The sequence below is a fragment of the Ralstonia sp. AU12-08 genome, assembly GCF_000442475.1.
GTDB lineage: Bacteria > Pseudomonadota > Gammaproteobacteria > Burkholderiales > Burkholderiaceae > Ralstonia > Ralstonia insidiosa.
On sequence record NZ_ASZV01000005.1, the window covers coordinates 221,245 to 244,915 of the forward strand.

A 23,671-nucleotide genomic window follows, 5' to 3' on the forward strand; every position below is an offset into this window, starting at 1 on the left:
GGATGTTGCGGTGCAATATTGCCTGCGCACAGCACCAGATCGCCATCGAGCGTACCCATTTCTGCGTAGCGTGCACACTGCCGTGCGGCGCCGCAAAATCAGCCGGCAGAAAGCTCGTCGGCACTCACGAACAGGCCCTTGCCACGCGACTTGGCTTCGTACAGCGCCTCATCGGCGGCTTCGAAGACCGCGCTCTGGGCAAGCGTCCGGCTGTCGAAGCCGGCCAGGCCGATACTGGTGCCGATCTGCACGGTGATCTCGCCCAGGCGAAACGGCTTGTTGCACGCAGCAAGGACAGTGCGTGCGACGGTCTTGGCGTCTTCTGGCTGCGAGAGCTGCTCCAGCACGACAGCAAACTCATCGCCGCCAAAGCGGGCCACACCATCGTAGGGCCGCACGGCGCGGGCCAGGCGCTGCGCGAAGGCACGCAGCAGCGCATCGCCCACGGAGTGACCATGCGTGTCATTGACAGCCTTGAAGCCGTCCAGATCGAGCAGCAGCAACGCGCCCACGGTATCGGTCACGCGTGCCTGGTCCAGCGCGGCGAGCAGGCGCTCGTCAAAGCCGGCGCGGTTGAGCAGGCCGGTCAGGTGGTCGGTGGTCGTGAGCGCGCGCAAGCGCAGCTCCTGCTTTTTGCGCTCGGTGATGTCGAGCGTGACAGCATGCACGCCAGCCACGTGCCCCTGCGCATCGAACTGCGGCAGGTAGCTGATCTCTTCACAGCGGTATAGGTCGCGGCCGCGGTACTCGCGTTCGAAGACGATGGTCTCGCCGGCCAGCGCGCGCCGCAGGGCATCACGCAGGATGCGGTAACCATCCTCGCCCACCACCTCGCGCACGGTCTGCCCCAGCATGGTCGCGGCAGGCCGTCCGTAGGCCTTCTCGAAAGCGGCATTCAGGAAGCGGAAACGCTCATCCGTGTCGACAAAGGACACCAGCGCGGGCAGCGCATCCGTCACCGTCTGGAGTGTTTCGCGGCTGCGCTGCAGTTCTTCCTTGGCGGCCTTGTCCCGCGTGATGTCGCGCATGATGGACGAGAAGTGTTCCATCCTGCCGCCCGGGTTGCGGTGCGCGATGATCATGTGGTTGATCGGTACGACCTCGCCGGTGACGCGGCGCACGGTGGTCTCGCCAATCCACACGCCGTCGCGCGCTGCGGCGGGTACGGCCACTTCACGCAGCCAGTCCATCGTCTCGGGCGGATAGAAATCTCCCACGGTGAGCGCGCGTACGTCAGCATCCAAAGGAATACCCGCAAAACGCCGACCAGCCGGGTTGATGTAGGTAACGTTGCCCAGCAGGTCAGTCTGCGCGACGAAGTCGGTGGTGGAATCGAGAATCTTGGTCAGCACGCGCGAGGCCTGCTCGGCGCGGGCGCGCTCGGTGATGTCTTCCATCGCGCCGACATGACCAACCACTTCGCCATCCACACGCACCGGCGCGGTGTTGACCACCAGCAGGCGCTCGCCCGCGCCGGGCACGATCACGCGCTGCTCGGCGCTGTAGCCTCTACCGTGCGTGACGGCATCGCGCCAGCCCGCCTCCCTGGCGTCCCGGTCGTTCGGGTGCAGACGGGCCAGCCACACATCGGCCAACGCCTCTTCATGTGTGGCGCCGAGCAGCTGGCGATACGCCTCGTTGGCGTAGACCGTGCGGCCAGCGGCATCGGTACGGAACAGGCCCATCGGCGAGGCGTCGTTCACGGCTTCGAGCTCGGCACGCTGGCGGGTCACCTCGCTCATCAGCTTGTGGAACGCGTTGGAAACCGCTTCGATTTCCACCGAGGCACCGGGCAACTCCAGCGGCTGTGCATCACGCAAGTCGGTGTGCGAGAGCTGCGTCATGGCGGCATGCAGGCGACCCAGCGGGCGCAGCAACCATAGCATCGCCGCCCACACCGACACGCCAATCAGCGCTGCCAGCAACACGAGTGACCAGCGAAAACGCTGGCGCATGATGAAGAGCTGACGGTTGGCCTCGGCGCCGGGCAATACGGCGCCCAGCGTCCAACCGGTGGCGATGATGTCCTGCGTGGTGACGATGTCGCCGCCGGGCTCGGGCAGCGCAGCCGGATCACTGCGGAACGCCGCCGCAATGGCCGGATCGGCATCAAGCGGTGCGAGCATCTTGTCGGCATCGGGGTGCACGATGTAGACGGGGTGCTCCCCGCGCGCGATCAGGTAGACGTGGCCAGTCTGGCCGACGCGCATATCGCGCAAGTCGCCCAGGAAGTTTGGCTTGAGCAGGTATAGCGCCGCGCCGATCAGCCCGACGAGGCGGCCGTCCTGATCGTGCACAGGTACGGCCAGGATGACGATGGGCTCACCGCCCACGCGGTTGCGCAGCGGTGCGGAAATGGTCGACTGGTCGACCACCATGACCTGCTTGAAGTAATCCCGATCAGAGATGTCGATGCCGATCACGCCTTCGCGGTATGGCGAAGTTGCGGTGACCTTGCCATCAGCAGACGCCAGGAACACGCCGTCGAACAGGCCGCTGGTGGGCAGAATGGACTCGAAGAAATGGGTACGCTGTTCCGGCGTATCGAACCGCACCGTGTGCATCTGCTGTGCGGTGCGCTCCAGCACGCCCAGGTAGGTGTCGAGCCGTTGCTTGAGGTCTTCGGCGGATTCCCGCACCAGCGCGGTCTGCTGCGCCTTGATCTGCGCCATCAACTCGCGGCGGATTGGCTCGCGCTGCGACCAGCCGAACAGGCTCACCACCGTCACGCTGATGACGGTCGCCATGATGGCCGCCTGCGACTTCAAGGTGAGTTTCATCGGACAGGAACAGTAGCCAGCCAACAGTGATAGGGAGCACTCACCATAGTGCTATGCCCGCAGGCTGCTGTCGAGTTGCCAGCGTGCCGGCGGCGCACGCACGCAACGGTCTAGCGACGCGCGCAGACGTAGGCGGCTGAGCGCGCCGCCAGCGTACCCGGCCGGATGCGCATCCAGTGCGCGCCGGTAGCGTTGCCGGTGTCGAGCGTGGCGCCGCCAGGGTCGCGTACCACGTAGTCGACCAGACGGATGCGCTGGCGACGGCAGTCGATCTCCTGGCGCGAGAGGATCACCGTACCCGGCCGATAGCGCGTACCATAGGCACGGCGCTCCCCCCGCTTGAGCACGGTGCGGGCCAAAAAGGTCTTGTGGCCGATGTGGTTCGAGCGCAGCGAAGTGCGGTCGATCGAGGCCGCCACCGACGTCGTCGTCAGGTACTCGTGCCAGCGCGCCGCCCGAGCGGGCGCCGCCATGCCGATGACACCGATGCCCACGCCACACACCCAGATCCACCGCCACATCATGCGTTTCACGACCGTCTGCCCTGCCAGGAAGCGCGGCACCTGCTGCCGCCCGCAGACATTGTAACAATCGCGCCATCTGGGGCAGATGACGGCGCACGAGGGCGTGGCCACGGCCCTCAGGTAGCATGCGGGCAACCTGATCTGCGTCATCCGCCATGCCAACCGTTCCACTTGCCACCCTTGCCGCCCACGCCTTTGCTGCCCTGCTGATCGCCTGCGTGCCGATTGGCGCGTGGCTCTGGCTGCGCCGGCGCTTTGACCTAGCGTGGCGCGACATCTTCGTGGGTGCGGCGGTGTTTGCCGTATTTGCGCTGGTGCTGGAGCGCCTGCTGCATGTCTATCTGCTGCAGCTCAATCCCGTGACGGCGCATTGGCTGCGCACACCCGCACTGTTCGTCATTTACGGCGCGCTGATGGCGGGGCTGTTCGAAGAGGTTGGCCGCTGGCTGGGTCTGCGCTTTCTCACGCGCAAGCCCGGTGATGCGGCCACTCCCGTCGCCTACGCGCTCGGACACGCTGGCATCGAAGCGTGGCTGGTCGGCACAGCATCCCAAGCGCAGATGGTCATGTTCGGCATCGCCGCCAACCGGGGGGATCTGGATACGCGCCTGGCGGCCAGTGGCGCTGAATCCATGATCGGCACGATCCACGCCATGCTGATGCAGCTCTCACCGTGGCTGGCAGCGGGTGCTGCGGTGGAACGCATCGCGGCGATGCTGATCCAGTTCACCTTGACGCTGGTGGTCTGGTACGCGGTGCGGCAGCGGCGTTTTGCGATTGTGGTGCTGGCGATCCTGCTGCACGCGCTGGCCGACCTGCCCGCCGCGCTCTACCAGGTGCACGTGCTGCCGCTGGCGGTAACGGAAGCCGTGTATGCCGTCGTGGTCGTACTGCTGGCAGCCACATGCTGGCCGCCGCAGGGCGGCAGGAAGGTAGGCGAATCGTCGCTGCGTTAGGTCGCTGCGTTAGGTCACTGCGCTAGTTGGATCGGAAGCGATCCGGCTCGATGCCGTGCCGATTGAGCTTGTCGTACAGCGTCTTGCGCGGCACAGCCAGCAGATCGGCCGCGCGGGCGACGTTGCCTTCGGTGGCACGCAGCGCATCTTCAATGGTGGTGCGCTCCACCGCCATCATGCGGCCGGCCAGTGAGTGCTGGCTCGCCTCCGTTGCGACCAGACCATCGTCCAGACCCAGACAGAAGCGCTCGGCCACGTTCTTGAGTTCGCGCACGTTGCCGGGCCAGTCGTGGTGTTGCCAGCGCATCATGTCCTGCGCGGACCAATCCGGCGCAGCCCGGTCGTAGCGCACGCCGGCCTGCTGCAGAAAGTGGGCCATCAGCAGCGGGATGTCCTCGGCGCGCTGACGCAGCGGCGGCAGCGCAATCGACACAACGTTCAGGCGGTAGTACAAGTCCGCGCGGAACGCACCGCGATCCGACGCCTCCTTCAGATCCACCTTGGCCGCGGCCACCACGCGGCAATCGACCGGCACGCTCGCGTTGCTGCCCAGCCGCTCGATGCTGCGCTCCTGCAGGGCACGCAGCAGCTTCGCCTGCAATGCCAGCGGCATCGATTCGATCTCATCCAGAAACAGCGTGCCGCCGTTGGCGTATTCCATCTTGCCGATGCGGCGACGGTTGGCACCGGTGAAGGCGCCCGACTCGTGGCCGAACATCTCGCTCTCGAACACGGATTCGGGCAGTGCCGCGCAATTGAGCGCGACGAACGGACCGCGCCGCCGGCTGCCCTCGTGAATGGCGCGAGCGAGCACTTCCTTACCCGAGCCGGTCTCACCGGTGACGAGGATGTCGGCGTCGGTCGGTGCCAGCGCGGTGACGAGCCGGCGCACGTTCTGCATGGCCGCGCTCTGGCCGATCAGTGGGTACGCCTGCCGGCCCTGTAACGCCTCACGCAGTCGGAGGTTTTCGGAAGTGAGCCTGCGCTTTTCCAGCGCGCGCCGTACCACGTCGACCAGGCGCTCGGAGTGAAACGGCTTCTCCATGAAGTCGTACGCACCAGCACGCATGGCGGCCACAGCCATCGTCACATCGCCATGACCGGTGATGAGGATGACGGGCAACTGGCGGTCGTGCTGCAGCATCTCGCGCAGTACGGCCAGGCCGTCGCGGCCGGGCAGGCGCACGTCGGTCACGACCACGGCAGGCGTTTGCGTGGCGAGCGCAGCCAGCGCGCTTTCCGCATCGGCAAAAGACTGCACCGGCACGTCCGCCAGCGTGAGCGCTTGCTCGCAGCCCAGGCGCACCACGTCGTCGTCTTCGATCAGGAAGACAGGTGCGTGATCGATGGGGGAAGACAGATCAGGAGAGACGTTTTCAGGCATGCGGTTTTACGACACGTTCCAGCTCGATGACGAATTCTGCGCCGCCAGCGCCGTCGTCGGCATTCTGGCCCACGAGCCGCCCGCCGAAATCTTCGATGATGGCCAGTGAGATTGCCAACCCGAGCCCAAGGCCCAGGCCGTCGTCCTTGGTGGTGAAAAAGGGCTCGAACAGGCGCGGCAGTACGTCGGGGGGAATGCCCGGGCCAAAGTCGCGCACGGTGATGCGTACCCAATTCTCGATGGGTTCAACGCGCACATGCACGGCGGCGGATTCGGGTTGCGAGGTCTCGGCCATCGCATCAATGGCGTTGCGGATGAGGTTGACGAGCACCTGCTCCAGCCGCACGGCGTTAGCCCAGACAGCCAGGTCGGGCGGCACCGGCGGGGCCGTCACCGTCACACCCACCTGGCGGCGGCGCGTTTCCACCAGCATCAGCGCCTGGCGGATGGTCTCGTCCACCGACACTGCCGCGCGCGCCTCATCCCCACGCGCGCCCTTGCGCGAGAACGCCTTGATGTGCGAGACGATGCGGCCCATGCGCTCGGCAAGCTGGCTGATGTGCGTGAGGTTGCCGCGCACCTCGTCGATACGGCCACGCTCGGCCAGTTGATTGGCGTTATCGGACAGCGTGGTCAGCGCGGTGAGCGGTTGATTGAGTTCGTGCGTGATGCCGGCAGCCATCTGGCCCAGCACCGCGAGCTTGCCCGCCTGCACGGCAGCATCACGCGTCTCGCGCAGGATGCGTTGCGCGGCGTCGAGTGCCTCGACCTTGCTGGCGAGTGCGGTGTTGGCGGAGGTCAGCTCAGCCGTGCGCTGGACAATGCGCGCTTCCAGGTCGCGTTGGACTTCGCGCAGGGCAGCGCGTGCGCGGCGTTGCTCTTCGCGGCGGCGGGTACGCAGGCGCAGCGCGACGAACACGGAAAAGACCAATGCCATCGCAAACGCAGCGCTGGCACCGGCCACCAGGGCGGTACGCTGCTCATCGCGCGGGTCAATCAGCACGGCGACCTGCCAGCCAAGCAGGCCCACGGGCCGGTACTGCACGCGCAGTGTCGACGCCGATTTTCCGGGCAGCGCAACGCGTACGGTCTGGGGCGGTTGGTCCGCAGAAAAGGGTACGCCCCCGGCTTGGGTGTCGAGTGACGTGAGGGAATGCGGCGCATATTGGCGCGTCGCGTCGAGGGCAGTTTGCTGTTCGGGGCTCAGCGTGCCGAGTGTGCGGTACTTCCATTCAGGCACAGACGACAGAAAGATGACGCCGTGGCGATCCACCAGCAGCACCGTGTCGCCGCTGCGCGAAAGCGATGCCTCGAAGGCATCCAGGTTGACCTTCACGACCACCACGCCGATCGGCTTGGCGTCTTCGCGTACGGGGGCAGCCACAAAATAGCCGGTCTCGCCGGTGGTGTTGCCTACACCGTAGAAGCGGCCCAGGCCCTCACGCATGGCCTCGGCAAAGTACGGGCGAAACGCGTAGTTCTGGCCAACGAAGGAGGTCGGCAGATCCCAGTTGCTGGCCGCGATCGTGAGGCCAGTGGTATTGATCAGGTGAGCGGCAGCCAGATCGGTGGCCGCCTGGACTTCTTTCAGATAGGCATTGGCGGCACGACGCATGGTGGCGTCCCCCACCTGCGCGCCTTGCAGCAGCGCAACGTGCAGCACGTGCTCCAGCGCCGCCAGCCGCGGCAACGATTCATAGCGCGCCAGCGTGCTGCGCAGGTTCTGCGCGTAGAAGGTGGTGCGCTGGCCGGCTTCTTCAGCGCGCGTGGCAACGTAGCGTTGCAGGGCGATGGCGTAGGCGCCCCACCCTGCCGCCGCGCAGCACGCGGCCATGGCCAGCGCAACGGCCAGCCGCCAGCCGCGCCCGCGTGCGGGGTGGGCAAGATCGGCGTGGCCGTCAGGTTGGGTCATGAATGCATCAATGTTCGATTCGCGAGTACTTGCGAGTATCGCGCATGAACACGTACACCATCAGCGAAATGAAGATCGTGCCCGTCACATACCAGTAGAACAGCGACTCGTGGCCGGCCTGCTTGAGCCACAGCGCGATGTACTCGGCCGTGCCGCCAAAGATCGACACCGTGAGCGCATACGGCAGCCCCACGCCCAGCGCACGCACTTCCGCCGGGAACAGCTCGGCCTTCACCACCGCGTTGATCGACGTGTAGCCCGAGACGATCACCAGCGCGGCCATGATCAGGAAGAAGGCCGTCCACACGTTGGTGGTCTGGCTGATGCCGGTCATGATGGGCACCGTGAACAGCGTACCCAGCGCGCCGAACGAGATGAGGATCGGACGACGGCCAATGCGGTCGGACAATCCGCCCACGATCGGCTGCAGAATCGCAAACAGCAGCAGCGTGGCGCCGGACACCAGCGTGGCCTGGTCCTTCGACAGGCCGACGGTGTTGGCCAGGAACTTCTGCATGTAGATCGAGTACGTGTAGAACGCGACCGTACCGCCCAGCGTCAGGCCCACGACGGTAGCCACCGCACGCGGATGCTTGGCGAGCTCGGCCAGCGTGCCGCGCTTCTTGTTGTCCTTCGCAGCGGTGAACGACTGCGTCTCTTCCATGTGCGAACGCATGCGCATCGCAATCAGCGCACACAGCGCACCGATGAAGAACGGAATGCGCCAGCCCCATGCCTCCAGTTGCTCATGCGTCAGCACGAACTGCTGCAGCACGATCAGCAATGCCAGCGCCACCAGTTGTCCGGCGATGAGCGTGACGTACTGGAAGCTGGAGAAGAAGCCGCGGTTTTCCTTGTTGGCGACTTCGCTCAGGTAGGTGGCGGACGTACCGTACTCCCCGCCCACCGACAGGCCCTGCAGCAGGCGCGCCAGCACCAGCAGCACCGGTGCGGCAACGCCGATGGTCGCGTAGCTCGGCGTGAGCGCGATGATGAGCGAACCCATGCACATCAGCACCACCGAGAAGAACAGCGCGCGCTTGCGGCCATAGCGGTCGGCATAGATACCCATCAGCCAGCCGCCTACCGGACGAGCCAGAAAGCCGACGGCAAACACCGCAGCGGTATTCAGCAACTGCGCGGTCTGGTCACCCTTGGGGAAGAACGACTTGGCAAAGTACAGCGCAAACGCCGAGTACACATACCAGTCGTACCACTCGACCAGATTGCCGACCGAGCCGGAGAAAATCGAACGCAGACGGCGACGCACATCTGCGGGGGTGTCTTTAGTGGGGGCTTGGGTGGGCGTGTGCGTGGGCACATGCGCGCCCGTGACCGCGCCAGCCTGAGGCTGCGTCATGGTGTCTCCTTGGAGCGTTGCGGCGGTGCTGTCGAAGCCCGCCGGTTAATAGGTGGTCGCTCTTACTCAAGAAGCATTCCATGCGGAAGGCAGGCACAGCGATCCGCCGCAAACGCCTTTGGGGCAAGGCTTTGCGGGAGATCGCCGGATCAACGAGGACAAGGAAAGTGTGCGGTTTTCCAGAATCGGCCACGCAGGCTGTGCGAAAACCCGCACGGTCGACCAAGGGCAATCGTTACGGAACGTCAGGCGGCCACGCCCAACGGGATGGTGTCGCGCACCAGCGGGTCTACTTCATCCACCGTTTCCTGCGCAGGTTGCAGATCCATGCGCGCGGCCAGATAGGCCGCAAAGTCAGCACGCACTTCCGGATGGCGCAGCGCAAACTCTACCGTGGCCTGTAGGTAGCCGAGCTTGCTGCCGCAGTCGAAGCGCTGGCCGCGATAGCGATACGCCAGGACCTGCTCTTCAGCGAGCAAGCTCTGGATGGCATCGGTCAACTGCAGTTCACCGCCTGCCCCGGGCTTCAGGCTACGCAGATGATCGAAGATGCGCGGCGTGAGGATGTAGCGCCCAACGACACCCAGGTTGGACGGCGCCTTCTCCGGCGCGGGCTTCTCGACAATACCGTCGAGCCTGACCAGGCGGTCATCCCATTCACGGCCCGCCACCACACCGTACGAACGTGTCGCCTGCGGCGCAATCGTCTCCACGCCAACGATCGAGCAGCGATAGTGGTCGTACAGCTCAGTCATCTGCTGCATGACGGGCGGCTGGTGGTCCAGCAGATCGTCCGCCAGGATCACGGCAAAGGGTTCGTCGCGTACCAGTTTCTGCGCACACAGTACCGCGTGGCCCAGCCCCAGCGTTTCAGGCTGGCGCACATAGAAGCACTCGACGCCGGGCGGCTTGATCGACTGCACCATCTCCAGCAGCGCGTGCTTGTTCTTGACCGCCAACTCTGATTCCAGCTCGTACGCCTTGTCAAAGTGGTCTTCAATCGCTCGTTTGGCGCGGCCGGTGATGAAGATCATCTCCGTAATACCCGCAGCTGCCGCCTCTTCCACCGCATATTGAATCAGCGGTTTATCGACAATCGGCAACATCTCTTTCGGGCTGGCCTTGGTGGCGGGCAGAAAGCGCGTACCGAGCCCCGCCACGGGAAACACGGCCTTGGTGATCTTCTCGTTCATGACAACTCCATCGGTGAGACGTAGCGTCATGAGCAAGTCATATGCCTACGGCTCGGCCCTTTAGCGGAGCGGGATGGTCAGTTCACGAGCGCATTCGAACGCTGTCCGGCGTGCCTTTCCTACAACCGATTGCAAGTCGGCCGAGCCAACTTTCAGCGCCGAAAGTTGAAAAGCGTACCCAATTCTGCGAGACCGCTGACACCCGTTTGCGGCGCAGCAGGCCAGTAAGTACACGCCAACAGCGCATCAGGAAGATGGCTTGACCCAGCCGCGCGAGACCGGCGCGGCGCGTTCGGGCGCGCGGCGATAGGCGTCGATCTGGGTGCGCAGTTGCGTCACCTCTGCTTCCAGCGTGCGGATGCGCTGGCGCAGCTGGTCAGCTTCGTTTTGCGTCTGTTGGCGCACCGCGTCGTTCTGCAGGCGCAGGAAGCGCTCGGTGCCGGCCAGCGCGCTGGCTGCGCCTTCCAGACGCGTGACGGTCTCAAAAGTCTGTTCCAGGCGCTCAAGCGTTTCATCCGTCAGCTTGGGCGGGGTGGCCGGCGCCGTCGCCAGCGCCTCGCCAAGGCGCCGCTCCAGATCCGCCATTGCCGCCTGCAGCTGTCGGTTGCGCGCGGCTTCGTGCTCCAGCGCACGTTCGGCCACTTCGGCGCGGATGCGCGCCTCCATCCACTCGGCACCGGCGCCCGGTGCACCGATTGCACGTGATGCCACCCGATCACGCTCTTCGCGGGCGGAGTGGCCGGTTAGCGCCTGGGGCGTACCCGTTTCTGCGTGCGTCCACGGGATCGGCCACGGCGATACGGCGTCAGCAGCAGGGCCTGCAGACGTGTCACCGCGGCCTCGCGCACGATCCACCGCCTTCTGCAGCGTTGTATTGCTTGGCCGGCGTTGTATGCCAGCTTCAGCTAACCACTGAGCATATCGGCGTGCGCCATATACGCGGCGTGTCACAACGTGGATCGCATCAATCACCTCATCGAGGAATACCGCGTTGTCGTGCGGGAAGGCGACATCCAGACGCTGGATCGCATCAACGATCCGCGATTGCTGTTCGGGCGAGAAATGGAGACCGGGTCTGGCCATAATTGATGGTTCTGATGTTCATACAGTGTACATCAAGTGTTAAAAACATCAATATCGGCACTTAACAAGTCATTATTTATATAACTAATTTTTATAGTTGTAGCGGCGTTATCATGCCAAGAACAGTCGAAAGAGCCTCCGGAATGCGTTTGCGGAAGCGCTTTCAGCGGTGCAGTGCGCCTTGCTGAACCATTGCGCATGCGGGCTTCGGGTGCGCAGAAATGGGTACGCCCTCCCCTCTTGGGGATCGGCGTGCCGGCGAATGGGCAAAAAAAAAGCGCCCCAAAGGGCGCTTCTGATGATCTGCGGCGGGTGGTTACAGCAGTGCGATATCCAAGCCGAAGCGACTTTTCAGCGCTTCCACCAGGGACTCGCGAGAAGCCCGATCTTCCAGCTTCACATCCAACATGACGCGGCCGGAATCCCATTCCTTGATTGTGCCGAGAAGATCACCTTCGCTGCTGCGAATCTTGTACTGGCGGCTGACTTCCTTGACCTTCCGGGTACGCCCTTCCTGGGCCACTTTTCGGATCTGTTCAACATCGCGGCTGGACAGACCTTCTTCCAGTACCCGATGCACCAGCTCGCGCGTGCGCTCCTCTCCAGCGCTCTTGAAGTACAACGTCAACTCGTAGCCGGTCGCAATCCCGATCCCCGCAGGGCGCTCTTTCATGACGTCGAGCACGGTTTCCGGCAGCTTCAGCAGAGCCAGGGTCTTGTTGACCGTACCGGCTGACACACCAGTAATCTCACAAATATCTTCTTCTTTTTTAACTTTTCCTTCATCCAGCAACTGCCGCCAGGCGATGGCATTGTCGAGGACCGACTGCCCTGAACGCTGCTCGTTCAGCACAAACGACAATCGGTAAAAGTCGATATCCGACAGGCCGTCCTCAATGAAGCAGTCCATCTCGGCCTTGCCCGCGGCGGCCAGTGCCCGCTTGCGATAGTGGCCATCGATCAGGACATACCAGCCAGGCCTAGCAGGATCGGGAGCCGCCAAGCCAGGCGTCTGTTGGCCGTGCGTGGCAATCGAAGCCGCCCGTTCCTGCACGATCTGCGGATCGTAGATACGCCGGGCGTTGAGCGGGTTCTCCTGCAGACGCTCCAGCGGGACCTTGATGACGCGGCGCTCAGAAGTATTCGCGGGCGTCGGACTTTCAGCGCTGAAAGCGGGGGCCGCAGGCTGTCCAAGCAGGCCGCGCGGATGCGAGGTGATGGCCTGCTCAGCCAACGCAAACCGATCAACCGGAGTCGCTTTGGTTTTCTCTGCCGCGATACCTGCCAGCATCCCATCTTTGAGCGATTTCAACTTCGCGCTCATACGCGTTCCTCCTGCAACAACTGCAACACCTCGTCGACCAAGATGTCGATCTCATTGACTGCGTCTCTCGCACCTTGCACGCCGTGCACCGTCGCACCGATTGCCTGGCACTCCCGGAATGCCGAGCGAGAGCCAATCATGGAATTCATTAATGGGATATCGCCATCATCACCAAGAATTTCAATTGCTTGCTTGGCGAGCGATACCCGTCGCTGAACCATGTTGGCCAACACGCGAATCCGCAGTGTTTCGTTAGTCACCTGCGCCTGCTGCGCGAGCGCCTTGGCAGCAACTGCAGCCCAGAGATCTGGCGGTGAGGGTACGACTGGAATCAAGGCGATGTCGGAAATCAACAACGCACTAGACGAGGAAGGAGAATGGACTGCTGGCGGACAATCGACCACGATGTAGTCGTAGTCACCGACAAACTTGCGAACTTCCCGATGCATCGCACCGCCCGACGGGGCAAGGCCGATCACCGAAGCGGGGAACGGCTTTTCATCTGACGCCTGTGCAGCCCACCGGGTAGCCGTACCCTGTTCATCCATGTCGACCAGCAGCGTCTTACTGCCGCGCAGGCCAAGGGTTCCAGCGATGTGCATGCTGACCGTCGTCTTGCCGCACCCGCCCTTCTGATTAAATACCGTTACGATCTTGGCGCTCACTGGTCCTCCACTTTCAGCGCTGAAAGTCAGTAGCGCCCATCTTAGGGAAGAGATTGCGAAAACACAAGATCAATAAAATTTAATTTATATAAATAGAGAAACGCGCGCCGCTAGACGCAAGCGGAGTTCAATCCACTTAAATTGAGATGTAAATGCCGTCTTCAGCGCATAACGTTCTGCGTTTGCCCCGGTACTTGCGCACTTTCTAGGTGTTTACCAGTGCGTGCGGAAAAGCGACATTGCGCAGAAATGCCGGCCATCGACACTGTGCCCCAAACTGGTTATGATGCTTAGACAGTCGTCTGAAGACTTTGTCTACGCAGGATTCGGAATCAGCCGGACTCTTCGTGCGATGTCCGGATCGGCTGGATGACTTGTATTTTTTGTTTTTTTAAAGGAATTTTTGCATGGCCTCGGGTACTGTCAAATGGTTTAACGAAACCAAAGGCTTCGGCTTCATCACTCCGGACGGCGGCGGCGCAGATCTGTTCGCGCACTTCTCCGAAATTCAAGGTTCGGGCTTCAAGACCTTGAAGGACGGCCAGAAGGTCTCGTTTGAGGTGAAGCAAGGCCCGAAGGGTCTGCAAGCCTCGGCGATCAAGCCGGAATAAGCATTTCAGGCTGACGGCCTGAAATGAAAAAGGGGAGCCTCGGCTCCCCTTTCTTTTTGCTCGCAGCAAACAGTTCGTCCTGCTTCAGGCTAGCTTTCGCACACTGGTGCGCGATGGTTGCAGGATCAGCGCCTTCGAAGAATCCGCATCCACCTTGGCATCCGGGTACACCACCAGCACATCCTTCAAGGCCTTGCGGAACAGTGCACGGAATTTCCGCTCGCTCTCGGTCTCAGTACCAAACTGCATCTGCAGCGCTTCCCACGGGATCTCTGTACGCTTCTGGATCGTGAAAAAGCGGTAGGTGAGCCACGAATACACATCGAGCGCAAACGGCGATTGTTTGAGCGCTTTCAACGCGCGCATGTCTACCGGCACTGGGCGATTCACGAGCTCGTTGAAGAACGGTTCGGACAACACCACGAAGCTCTCGAACATCGAGCCCTGGCCCGGCTGCATTGGGTCCCACCAGGTCGACAGTTGATCTGCCAGCAGGTAGCCGATACGGTCGATCGATAGTGGTTCCTGATTCTGGTTCTGGTTTTGGCTCGGCGCCGACTTGTTCTGCACGATCGCAATCGTCGCCGAGAACAGGCGGATCATTTGCTGGCGCACCAAGGTCATGGTGCCCCGCTTGCCACCTGTGGCCATCGGAATGCCCAGGTTGTACATGAACTCCGACAGCGAGTTACCAAGCGAGATGCGCCGGTCTTCCACCGTTCCCTGGAATTCCCCCCGCTTTTTCTTGGCCATGATCTCTTTGCCGATCCAGGCGAGCATCAGCCGTGGATACGAGCCGTAGGGATAGCCAAAGGAGACCGTCTCCGAGACGATGCGCTGCCGCCCGTTGGTGGCCCTTTCAGAGCGCTGCTGGGTGAAGTACCCAGGCTGAATCATCAGCGAGATATTGCCGCTCGAGCGCGTCCAGACGGGCGGCGAGCCCTTGGGCGCCCGGTAGGGGAGGGTGACTTGCACGCTGGCACGGCTGAGGAAGCCGACTTCGCCGCTCTGCCACGCGTCTTCACGTTCCATTGCCTGTGCCTCATCGAACAGGCGCTGAAATTTCTCCGGTGCGGCAATGACTTGCCCTCCCGAGGGGACGATGATGCGGCCGGGCGAATTGTCGTCCGACTTCCCGTTGGGTGTAAGGCGTTTGGTGACCATGGTGAGCAGGATTTGTTCAGAGCCTTTGTACTAAAACGCCTTCGGCTTGTCACGCAGAATTGGGTACGTTCTCTGACTTTCACTCGTTGTCGCGGGAAGGGCATCGGTGGGCAACCTGAAGGGTTGTCCACGGAAGACCTTTCCTCACTACAAGTTATCTATACCTTCTACGTTTACTACAGGTAAACCGTATACGCGCCCCCCAAAGCCTTGTCAGCATTGGGTTGAGGGGGGTGTTTTGTACCCGATTCTGCGAAGGTGCGAACCTGATTCTGCGTGGTTGCGTACCCGCTTCTGCGCGAAACCGTACCCGCTTCTGCGCAAAGCCCGTTCCCATTTCTGCGGGGACAACATGAAGTTGTCCACAGTGTTATCCACAGAAAACGCCGGTGAATGGCAGAACTCCTGCGCGTTTTGGGCGAAGCGTACCCGTTTCTGCGGGTGAAAAGACCGTGCTTGCGGCCAGAACGGCTTGCGTTGGCCCAAAGCGTACCTGTTTCTGCGACCCGATCGGTGTGTCATTCGCATTGGGGCGTACCCAATTCTGCGTAATGCCAAGCTATACGCTTGCAGGCAGCCCTGTTCTACTTAGGCCTATGAAGAAGCGAGTGCCCGCTTCGGGGCGCCCCCCCTCCAACTTGTGCGTACCTGTTTCTGCGAAGTGCGGATCAGCGGTGGTAGGCATGCCGAGGCCTCGGAAGCGGTCGTCGGTATCGGGAGGCACAACTTTCATCGCTGAAACTTGGGGTACACCGCTTGGAGGTGGGCCCGTCGGGTGAGCACCACTTCGCGCGGCCGTACCTGTTTCTGCGGGTAAAAAGCCTTATTAGCCAATGGCTTGCCTCGCGTGTCTGCACGACGAGCGAACCTGTTTCTGCGGGAGGAGACGCAGAAACAGGTTCGCGCTTCCCTGGGTGGAAGGTCACCTTTCCCCGCAGAAATTGGTACGCCCTGCCCGACACGTTCTCGCAGAAATGAGTTCGCTTCGTTCGCACGAGAGCTCGCGTTGCGCCGCAGAAACGGGTACGGCTTACTTTGCGGATCCCCGCAGAAACAGGTACGCCGAGTCATTGCCTGGGTTTTGAGGAGATAAGGTGCCCTGAATTGTGTGGCACGTACCCGTTTCTGCGAAGGTGTGCGCAGAAACGGGTACGCCAATTGCCAGCCGGATCGCAGGGCATCGCGGTCTCGCAGAAATGGGTACGGTTTGTGCGGCGCGGCGAACCGCATTCGGGTTGATGGACAGGCGCGTGCAGACCGTCCACGTTTCGGGCATGATGCGCACCCCGCGCGCCAGGCGGTAAGTACTGCTCTGGCGCGTTTTCCATCATTCCATCCGAATGCACCGCATTCTGACCGGCACGCTTTGGTGTGCCGGAATCTTGTTCAGAGTGGCCTCGCCCCATGGTGGGCGTGCATCGGGGGCCCCTGCTCTTATCGGGGGCCCCTGCTCTTCCTTGGGCTGGCCAGCGATGACCCTTCACAACAAGAGGAGACAACCTGCATGAATTGGCTCGCGCGCACTTTCAAGCTCGAGGAACACCAGACCGACGTCCGCACGGAAGTGCTTGCCGGGCTGACGACGTTCCTCACGATGGCGTACATCATCTTCGTCAACCCAAACATCCTGGCCGATGCGGGCATGCCGCACGATGCCGTATTCGTTGCCACCTGTATCGCGGCGGCGATCGGCACGATGATCATGGGGATGTACGCCAACTACCCGATCGCCATGGCGCCGGGCATGGGCCTGAACGCCTACTTTGCCTACGCCGTGGTCAAGGGCATGGGCTTTACGTGGCAGGCGGCGCTGGGCGCGGTGTTCATCTCGGGCTGCCTGTTCCTGTTGGTGAGCGTGTTCCGCATCCGCGAGATGATCGTCAACGGGATTCCGCATTCGATCCGGGTGGCGATCACGGCGGGCATCGGGCTGTTCCTGGGCATCGTGTCGCTGCGCGGCGCGGGGCTGATCGTCGGCAATCCGGCGACGCTGGTGACGCTGGGCGATGTGCATCAGCCTTCGGTCATCCTGGCGGTGATCGGCTTCTTCGTGATCGTGACGCTGGACCACCTGCGCGTGAAAGGCGCCATCCTGATCGGCATCCTGGCCGTGACGGTGGCGAGCTTCTTCTTTGCCGGCAACACGTTCCATGGCGTGGTGTCGATGCCGCCGTCGCTGGCGCCCACGCTGCTGCAGCTCGACATCATGGGCGCGCTGTCGGTGGGCATCCTGAATGTGGTGCTGGTGTTCTTCCTGGTGGAGCTGTTTGATGCCACGGGCACGCTGATGGGGGTGGCCAACCGCGCAGGCTTGCTCAAGCAGGGCAAGATGGACCGCCTGAACAAGGCGCTGCTCGCGGATAGCACGGCCATCATGGCCGGCTCGCTCTTGGGCACGTCGTCCACCACCGCGTATATCGAAAGCGCCTCGGGTGTGCAGGCCGGTGGCCGCACGGGACTGACCGCGCTGACGGTGGCCGTGCTGTTCCTGCTGTGCCTGTTCTTCTCGCCGCTGGCCGGTGTGGTGCCTGCCTATGCGACGGCGCCCGCGTTGCTGTACGTGTCGTGCCTGATGTTGCGCGAGCTGGTCGACCTGAACTGGGAAGACACGACCGAGGCGGTGCCGGCCGTGCTGACCGCACTGATGATGCCGTTCACCTACTCGATCGCCAACGGCGTCGCGTTCGGCTTTATCACGTACTCGGGCCTGAAGTTGTTCACGGGCCGCATGCGCGAAGTGCCGATCATCGTGTGGATCATCTCGGCGGTGTTCCTGTTCCGTTTCTTCTACCTCTCGGGCGGGCACTGAGCACGCTGTGCTGGCGACCGGTAATCAGACAACGCGGACCTTCGGGTCCGCGTTTTTTATGCCCGTGAGCCAAAAGCGTACCCGTTTCTGCGTGCAACTTTGAGCGCTGGCGTACCCGTTTCTGCGTAATGATGTTGGCGATGACGCAGCAGAGCGTACCCAATTCTGCGGACGATGTGAGCGACAACTGTTGCGAAAATCGCGCCGACAATCGGTCTCAACGATCTGATCAGACACGCCAAACGCACGCAATTCGTACCCGTTTCTGCGTGATATGTGGAGGAATGTCAGGCCGACGGTGTGGCCAGTTTGCGTGCCGCTTTGGCGATGCTGGTGGTCAGATCGGCTTCACGTGCTCGTGCAGCGGCAGTCGGCAACGCCGCTAGGCCAAGTGCATGGGCCACGTCGGCTACGGCCTCACCAGCGGCAAGCCGCTCGCGTAGGTGCGCGCCGCGAACACCGCGCAGCGAGGCATTCGCCAGACGCGTCGCGGCTTCGGTCTGGCCGAGGGCGCGTGCGTAGTCCGCAGCTTCGACCAGCATGCCTTTCACGATCTGCAGCAGTTGTGAGCGTGAGGCAATGCCCTTGCGCTCACCAAAATCGCGGCGCAGCGCGGGGGAATCGATGATGCTGCCGTCGGCGCGGCGCGGTGAGCGTTTGCGGGTCGACAGCAGCAGCGGCGTGGCTTCGTCGGGCAACGGCAGCGGCGATAGACCGAACGCGGTGCGGTACTCGCGCAGCGTGACCATCAATGCATCGCACGGTAGCCACCGCTGTGTACGCCCGCTGCCGACCGCCAGCAACCAGACGGATGCTGGCAGCGCGTCATCGGATGGCGCTTGCGCCGTGGGTACGGCATGCAGCGCGATATCGCCCATCCGTGCGCTCACGAGTTCCGACACGCGCAGCCCCGCATGTGCAAGCAACTCGGCGAGGAAGCGATCGCGTGCCTGGCGCAGGCGGGCTTCACGGCCCAACGCCACGCGTGCGCGCACCGCATCCACCAGCAGTGTCATGTCGGAGGCGCTCAGCGAGGCTTCGGTTTCGGTGGCCGCCTCCGGTACCGATGGTGCGGCGGAAGTGGTGCTCGGTTCCGGCACGGTGATGACGATCGCGTCGTCGTCGAGAAACGGGTTCGTGCGCAGATAGCCGGTGCGTTGCAGCCAGCCGCACAGGTTGGCTGCGATCACGCTGCTCTGGCGTGTGGAGCGCACTGAGAGCGCGCCACGCAGCGGTGTCCAGTTGGCGTCGTCACGTTCGATACCACGCGCACTGATCGCCCAGGCAGGTGGTTCTTGCAAAAAGCGCAGATAGGCGACGGCGTCGTCGCGCAGCCAACGGGCGATTGGCTTGCCGAACGTGCGCGCATACCAGCACACGCGCTCCGCTTCCACACGGTACTGCGACAGCGTTGACGCCCCCACCGCGCGCGCACCCGTTGCCCGTGCGTCGAGCCACGCCTGCACACGTTCGCGATCTTGCGCGAATGCTTGCAGATCCGCCTGGGAGGCGGCTTTCTCGGGAGGAGGCGCGGCGTCTGCCGGGCGCGATTCGGACATGCTGGAACGCGTCGTGCACGAGGGTGGAGTGGACCGCGCAAGTATAGCGAGGCGCGTAGGGACACAGCGGCAAGCGTGTCATTGGAGGGCGGATTCAACCGCCGCGGGCACGCGCCGTGCTCGGTATGGAAGCGTCGCATTGGACAACGACACACGCGGGTGCGCGGCAAGGTGATCACCCGCTCAGAACCATTCTCCTCCGAGGTTGAAGACCATGAAGAATCAGATCAGGAAGATTGCCGCCGTGCTCGCATTGGGCTCATTGGGCGTGCTGACGGCGTGCGGTGGTGGCGATGAGGATATCGGCCAGATCATCGGCACCAGCGCGCCGCAGTACCGCACGGTGCATGCCAACCCGTTCATCCAGAACGTCGACTTTGGCGTGAACGGCACCGTCAAGATTGCCAACATTGGCTTCAAGAGCGTCAGCAGCTACTTCGGGATCGATTCGGTATCGACCGTTGCGACCGTGGCGAGCGCCGGTACCTCGGCGCCGCTCGCTACAGCGAGTTTCTCCCCGGCCAACGGACATCGCTATACCGCACTGGCAATCGTCGCGGCCACTGGCACCGCCACCAGCCTGTCGATCATCGATGACCCATACAACAAGTCGATTCTCTCGAACAAGGCGCGCGTGCGTACCTTCAACGCGTCGTACAACGCGAACAACGTTGACGTGTACGTGACCGCGCCAAATGCTGATATCACCGCCCTTTCACCAACCATGGGCGGTGCGGCATATGGGGCCGCATCGCCGGTCAGCACGCAGGACTCGATCTATCTGGATGGCGGTACGTACCAGGTGAGCGTGACGACGGCGGGCACGAAGAACGTCATCTTCGCTTCGCAACCATTCAGCCTGGCCAACAACGCAGACTGGCTGATCACCACACTGCCTGCCGGCGGTGTGGGGGCGGTCACGCCGAACGCCATTCGGGTGCTGGTGGCACAGGCCAACGGCGCTTCGCAGACGGCCTCCGAACTGCCGTCAAAGTAAGCGCATTCGCATGCGCGGGTACTCGCCAACAACGGGCACGCCTCGCTCGTGCTGGCTCGGGAACGAAACCTGCTGCCCAGGGGAAGGATGTTCACGTGCCGGCACACGTCCGGCTGCCCAAGGGGGTGGGGATGAGCGAATCCGCAGTCAACCTGTCGGCAACACTGCACGGCACGCAGCCCGCTGCACCCGTGCCCGGTGGTAGCCGGCATCTCGACGTGTTCTGGGTTGACGATCCACTGAGGGGAACACGACTGCACGTGAGTGCCACCGCCCAGAGTTGGGGTGTGCAGCCCGACACCCTGTGCGGTGCCCGCGAGCACTGGCTGGTGTACGTCCATCCGGATGATCACGCTGCGCTGCGCACTGCCTGGATGGGCTTGGCACATGGGCAGGGTTTCGCGCTTGAGTATCGCTGGATCGGTGCGGATCAACTTGAGCGCCGTGTGCGTGAGCGTGGCGACCTGATGCCGCCCACCCAAGGCGTACCGTCCCACGCTGTGGGCCTGCTCGAAGACGTGACGCAGCATCAACAGGCGCTGGCTGCGCTCGCCGAGTCCACATTCCAGTTGCAATGGCTGACCGAGAGCGTGCCGCTTCCGCTGGCGCAGATCGACATCGGGCACTGCGTGCGCTTTGCCAACCACGCGTATGCGCAACGCTTCGGGTTGCGGGTGGACGACGTGCTGGGGCGCCATCTGCGTGAACTGATGGGGGACGCGGCCTACACGCGCGTGCTGGCCCAGCTGGCTGAGGGCTTTGCCGGCCGCCGTGTCGATTTCGAGATGGAGCTGGAGTACCCGCGCGATATCGGTCGCCGCTTCGTGCATGCCGCTTACACGCCGCAGCGCGGCCTAGACGGCAGTGTGCATGCGCTTGTTTGCGTGGTGGAGGACATTACCGAGCGCAAGGAGGTCGAGCGTGAGCGCTTTCGCCATGAGCGAGAGTTCGTCACGCTGGTCGAGAATTCGCCGGACGTGATCGCGCGGCTTGATCGCGAGCTGCGCTGCGTTTATGTGAACCGCGCCGTGACCGAAGCCTTTGGCGTGACACCGGCGGACATGACCGGCCAGACGTTGACCGCGTCACCGTTGCCGGCCAGTGTGGCGGGGCCGCTGGATGAGGCAACACGCCAGGCATTCGAGACGGGCACCGAGCAGACCTTGACGCTGCATCTGGAAGCCAATGCGGAGCGCACGCGCATCACGCACTACAACGCCCGTGTGATCCCTGAAGCGGATCGTTTTGGCGACACGGAGGCAGCGCTGCTGATCATCTACGACGTGACCGAACGCACCGAGGCCGAGCGTGAGCGCAACGCGCTGCTGCTGCGCGAGCAGGCCGCCCGTGCGCAGGCTGAAGCTGCCGCGCTGGCGCGCGATCAATTTCTGGCGGTGGTGTCGCACGAGTTGCGCTCGCCGCTCAATGGCATTCAGAACTGGGCCTACGTGCTTGAGAACCAGATTGCCGAGGGGGCGCCGTTGATGCAGCGCGCGCTGGCTGGCATCAAGGCCGGTGTGGAGCAACAAGTACGGTTGATTGAAGATCTGCTCGATGCCACGCGGGTGATGAGCGGCAAGCTGCGCCTGACGCGTGAGCCCTTTACGCTGCGTACCGCGCTGGAGAGCGCGCTCAACAGCGTGCGCGCATTGGCCGCCGATCGCCATATCACCTTACACACCTCCTCCGCGCTGGAGGCGCACGAGATCGACGGCGATGCCGACCGCATCCAGCAGATCGTCTGGAACCTGCTGACCAACGCCATCAAGTTCACACCGGAAGGTGGCGACGTTTGGTTGTCGACCCAGCTGGTGGGCGAGGTGGCCCGCATCGTGGTGCGCGACAACGGCCGGGGCATTGCGCCGGCGTTCGTGCCGTACCTGTTCGACCCGTTTCGCCAGGCGGATGACTCGCACACGCGGCGTGCCGGCGGACTGGGCCTCGGGCTTGCGCTGGTCAAGCGGTTGACTGAGCTGCATGGTGGCCGCCTGCATGCGCACAGTGACGGCGAGCACCGCGGTGCGACCTTCACCGTCTACCTGCCGCTGCATGCCGGCGCCGAGTTGACCGCGCCGCTGGCTGAAGACCCGGTGCGCGACGGGCCGCTGCCCTCACTGGCCGGTTTGCGTGTGTTGCTCATTGATGACCAACAGGACGCACGCGATGCGCTGGCAACGTTGCTGACGCAGGTTGGAGCGGATGTAGGCAGCGTCGGCTCCGGCCAGGAAGCCATCCTGCAGCTTGAGGCGTGGGGGCCATCGGCGCGCCCGCAGGTGATGGTGTGCGACATCGCGCTGCCCGATGAAGACGGCTACGTGATCCTGCAGAAGGTCCGTTGGTGGGAGCGCCAGCGCTTGCCCGCCGGCGCAGCACCGATCGAGGCCATCGCCTTGACGGCTTTTGCGCAGCCGGATGACCGCGTGCGCGCGCTGGCGAGCGGCTTTCACGAGCACCTGGTCAAGCCGGTATCGCCGCACGATCTGGTGCGCACGTTGCGCGTGCTGGCGCGGCTGTAAGCCCCGGGCGGCTTGGTTGTTCTAATACGACGTCAGCGGGCGACCGGCGACGCCGGTTTCTGGTCCGCCCATCAACGCCTGCGCAAATACCTGCGCAAAGCCGTTCTTGGTGACCGGTGTGCGTGTTTCCAGGCAAGTGGCCAGCAGGTCTTGCCAATGGCGGATGACGTCCGGGTAGGCGGCATCCGCCGGATGCAGGCCCAGGCGCAGCAGCGGCGTGTTGGCATGCTGCCGCGTCAGCCAACGCAGGTAGTAGCGCGACACCAGCCGACGCGCGTTGGTCTGCACGCTGTAGGTCAGGCAGGGCGCTTTCAGCGCGCGCGTCGGGTGCAACAAGTAGAAGCGCTGCAGTGTCGTCGTATAGCGCAGCGGTAGCGCATCAAGTGCTTGCCACGTGGCTGCATTCATCAGCCATGCCGGCGCGACAAAGCCATGCAGCGGCCAGCCGTTGGCAGCAAACCAGGCGGCACCGGCTTGCATGCGTGCACGCGCAGTTGCCAGCGGAATCGCCGAAAACTCACCTTCACCCGCCGTATAGCGGGTGCGAATCAACTGGTCTACGAATCCGCCGGGGGGCTGGTCGTCCAGGTGTGCGTAGCCGTGCAGGACGAGTTCATCGCCAAGGGCCAGGCGCTCGGTCATCAGGCGGCAGAAACGCTCGCTGTTGCGTGCGGTGGGTGCCTGATGGTAGTTGGGAATCACCAGTAGCGATTTCGGCACTGGGCAGACTTCATCCAACGCAGAAAGCAAGGCCATGCACGCCGGCCAGGTAGCTGGCGTGACATCGTGCATGGCAATGACCAGATAGCGCGACATGGTGGATGGGCTCGTCTG

Annotated in this window: 17 protein-coding genes; 5 read left to right on the forward strand and 12 right to left on the reverse strand. The window is 63.3% G+C overall.

Annotation, left to right across the window (positions count from 1 at the left end; all coding sequences use genetic code 11):
- Nucleotides 1-98 precede the first annotated feature (98 nt).
- Together C404_RS33960 and C404_RS0129530 are read right to left on the reverse strand one after the other, a co-directional pair.
- A complete protein-coding gene (locus tag C404_RS33960) occupies nt 99-2,780 on the reverse strand; it encodes a sensor domain-containing diguanylate cyclase (RefSeq protein WP_031328812.1) in 2,682 nt (893 codons plus the stop codon).
- A gap of 110 nt (nt 2,781-2,890) precedes the next feature.
- Nucleotides 2,891-3,331, reverse strand: coding sequence for a surface-adhesin E family protein (locus C404_RS0129530; RefSeq protein ID WP_031328813.1), 441 nt, complete (start codon nt 3,329-3,331; stop codon nt 2,891-2,893).
- A 128-nt stretch (nt 3,332-3,459) separates the two neighbouring features.
- Here C404_RS0129530 and C404_RS33965 point away from each other — a divergent pair, with 128 nt between their 5' ends.
- A complete protein-coding gene (locus tag C404_RS33965; RefSeq protein ID WP_021193163.1) occupies nt 3,460-4,260 on the forward strand; it encodes a YhfC family intramembrane metalloprotease in 801 nt (266 codons plus the stop codon).
- Nucleotides 4,261-4,282: 22 nt separating this feature from the next.
- Here C404_RS33965 and C404_RS33970 read toward each other — a convergent pair whose 3' ends face one another.
- The 7 genes from C404_RS33970 to C404_RS34000 form a co-directional block, all read right to left on the reverse strand.
- Nucleotides 4,283-5,644 (reverse strand): sigma-54-dependent transcriptional regulator, encoded by a 1,362-nt coding sequence (locus tag C404_RS33970; protein WP_021193164.1) that lies wholly within the window; start codon nt 5,642-5,644, stop codon nt 4,283-4,285.
- The gene (locus C404_RS33975; protein WP_021193165.1) at nt 5,637-7,556 is read right to left on the reverse strand and encodes a sensor histidine kinase; all 1,920 of its coding nucleotides are present in this window, start codon (nt 7,554-7,556) and stop codon (nt 5,637-5,639) included. Before C404_RS33975 ends, C404_RS33970 begins: the two co-directional genes overlap by 8 nt.
- A gap of 7 nt (nt 7,557-7,563) precedes the next feature.
- Nucleotides 7,564-8,916, reverse strand: coding sequence for an MFS transporter (locus tag C404_RS33980; RefSeq protein WP_021193166.1), 1,353 nt, complete (start codon nt 8,914-8,916; stop codon nt 7,564-7,566).
- A gap of 245 nt (nt 8,917-9,161) precedes the next feature.
- On the reverse strand, nt 9,162-10,109 hold the full coding sequence (gene galU / locus C404_RS33985; RefSeq protein WP_021193167.1) for a UTP--glucose-1-phosphate uridylyltransferase GalU: 948 nt from the start codon (nt 10,107-10,109) through the stop codon (nt 9,162-9,164).
- 246 nt (nt 10,110-10,355) lie between these two features.
- Nucleotides 10,356-11,192 carry a DNA-binding protein gene (locus C404_RS33990; RefSeq protein ID WP_021193168.1) on the reverse strand — a complete coding sequence of 279 codons (837 nt, stop codon included), beginning with the start codon at nt 11,190-11,192 and terminating at the stop codon, nt 10,356-10,358.
- Between the two features lie 316 nt (nt 11,193-11,508).
- Nucleotides 11,509-12,516 carry a ParB/RepB/Spo0J family partition protein gene (locus tag C404_RS33995; protein WP_021193169.1) on the reverse strand — a complete coding sequence of 336 codons (1,008 nt, stop codon included), beginning with the start codon at nt 12,514-12,516 and terminating at the stop codon, nt 11,509-11,511.
- A complete protein-coding gene (locus C404_RS34000) occupies nt 12,513-13,181 on the reverse strand; it encodes an AAA family ATPase (protein ID WP_021193170.1) in 669 nt (222 codons plus the stop codon). The genes C404_RS33995 and C404_RS34000 overlap by 4 nt, the downstream gene beginning before the upstream one ends.
- A gap of 407 nt (nt 13,182-13,588) precedes the next feature.
- Between C404_RS34000 and C404_RS34005 the strand changes: the two genes are divergently transcribed.
- Complete coding sequence (locus C404_RS34005; protein ID WP_021193171.1) at nt 13,589-13,792, forward strand: cold-shock protein; 204 nt, start codon at nt 13,589-13,591, stop codon at nt 13,790-13,792.
- 84 nt (nt 13,793-13,876) lie between these two features.
- On the opposite strand, the gene C404_RS34010 is transcribed toward C404_RS34005, so the two are convergent.
- Nucleotides 13,877-14,956, reverse strand: coding sequence for a replication protein RepA (locus C404_RS34010; protein ID WP_021193172.1), 1,080 nt, complete (start codon nt 14,954-14,956; stop codon nt 13,877-13,879).
- Nucleotides 14,957-16,460: 1,504 nt separating this feature from the next.
- Between C404_RS34010 and C404_RS34015 the strand changes: the two genes are divergently transcribed.
- Entirely contained in the window at nt 16,461-17,765 is a 1,305-nt protein-coding gene (locus C404_RS34015; RefSeq protein ID WP_021193173.1) for an NCS2 family permease, read from the forward strand.
- Nucleotides 17,766-18,052: 287 nt separating this feature from the next.
- Here the strand turns inward: C404_RS34015 and C404_RS34020 are convergent, their stop codons facing one another.
- Nucleotides 18,053-19,324, reverse strand: coding sequence for a site-specific integrase (locus C404_RS34020; RefSeq protein ID WP_021193174.1), 1,272 nt, complete (start codon nt 19,322-19,324; stop codon nt 18,053-18,055).
- 214 nt (nt 19,325-19,538) lie between these two features.
- Here C404_RS34020 and C404_RS34025 point away from each other — a divergent pair, with 214 nt between their 5' ends.
- Nucleotides 19,539-20,321: a DUF4397 domain-containing protein gene (locus C404_RS34025; protein WP_021193175.1), complete on the forward strand. Its 783-nt coding sequence runs from the start codon at nt 19,539-19,541 to the stop codon at nt 20,319-20,321.
- 131 nt (nt 20,322-20,452) lie between these two features.
- On the forward strand, nt 20,453-22,837 hold the full coding sequence (locus tag C404_RS34030) for a hybrid sensor histidine kinase/response regulator (protein WP_021193176.1): 2,385 nt from the start codon (nt 20,453-20,455) through the stop codon (nt 22,835-22,837).
- 21 nt (nt 22,838-22,858) lie between these two features.
- On the opposite strand, the gene C404_RS34035 is transcribed toward C404_RS34030, so the two are convergent.
- The gene (locus C404_RS34035; protein ID WP_021193177.1) at nt 22,859-23,653 is read right to left on the reverse strand and encodes a DUF2334 domain-containing protein; all 795 of its coding nucleotides are present in this window, start codon (nt 23,651-23,653) and stop codon (nt 22,859-22,861) included.
- Nucleotides 23,654-23,671 lie beyond the last annotated feature (18 nt).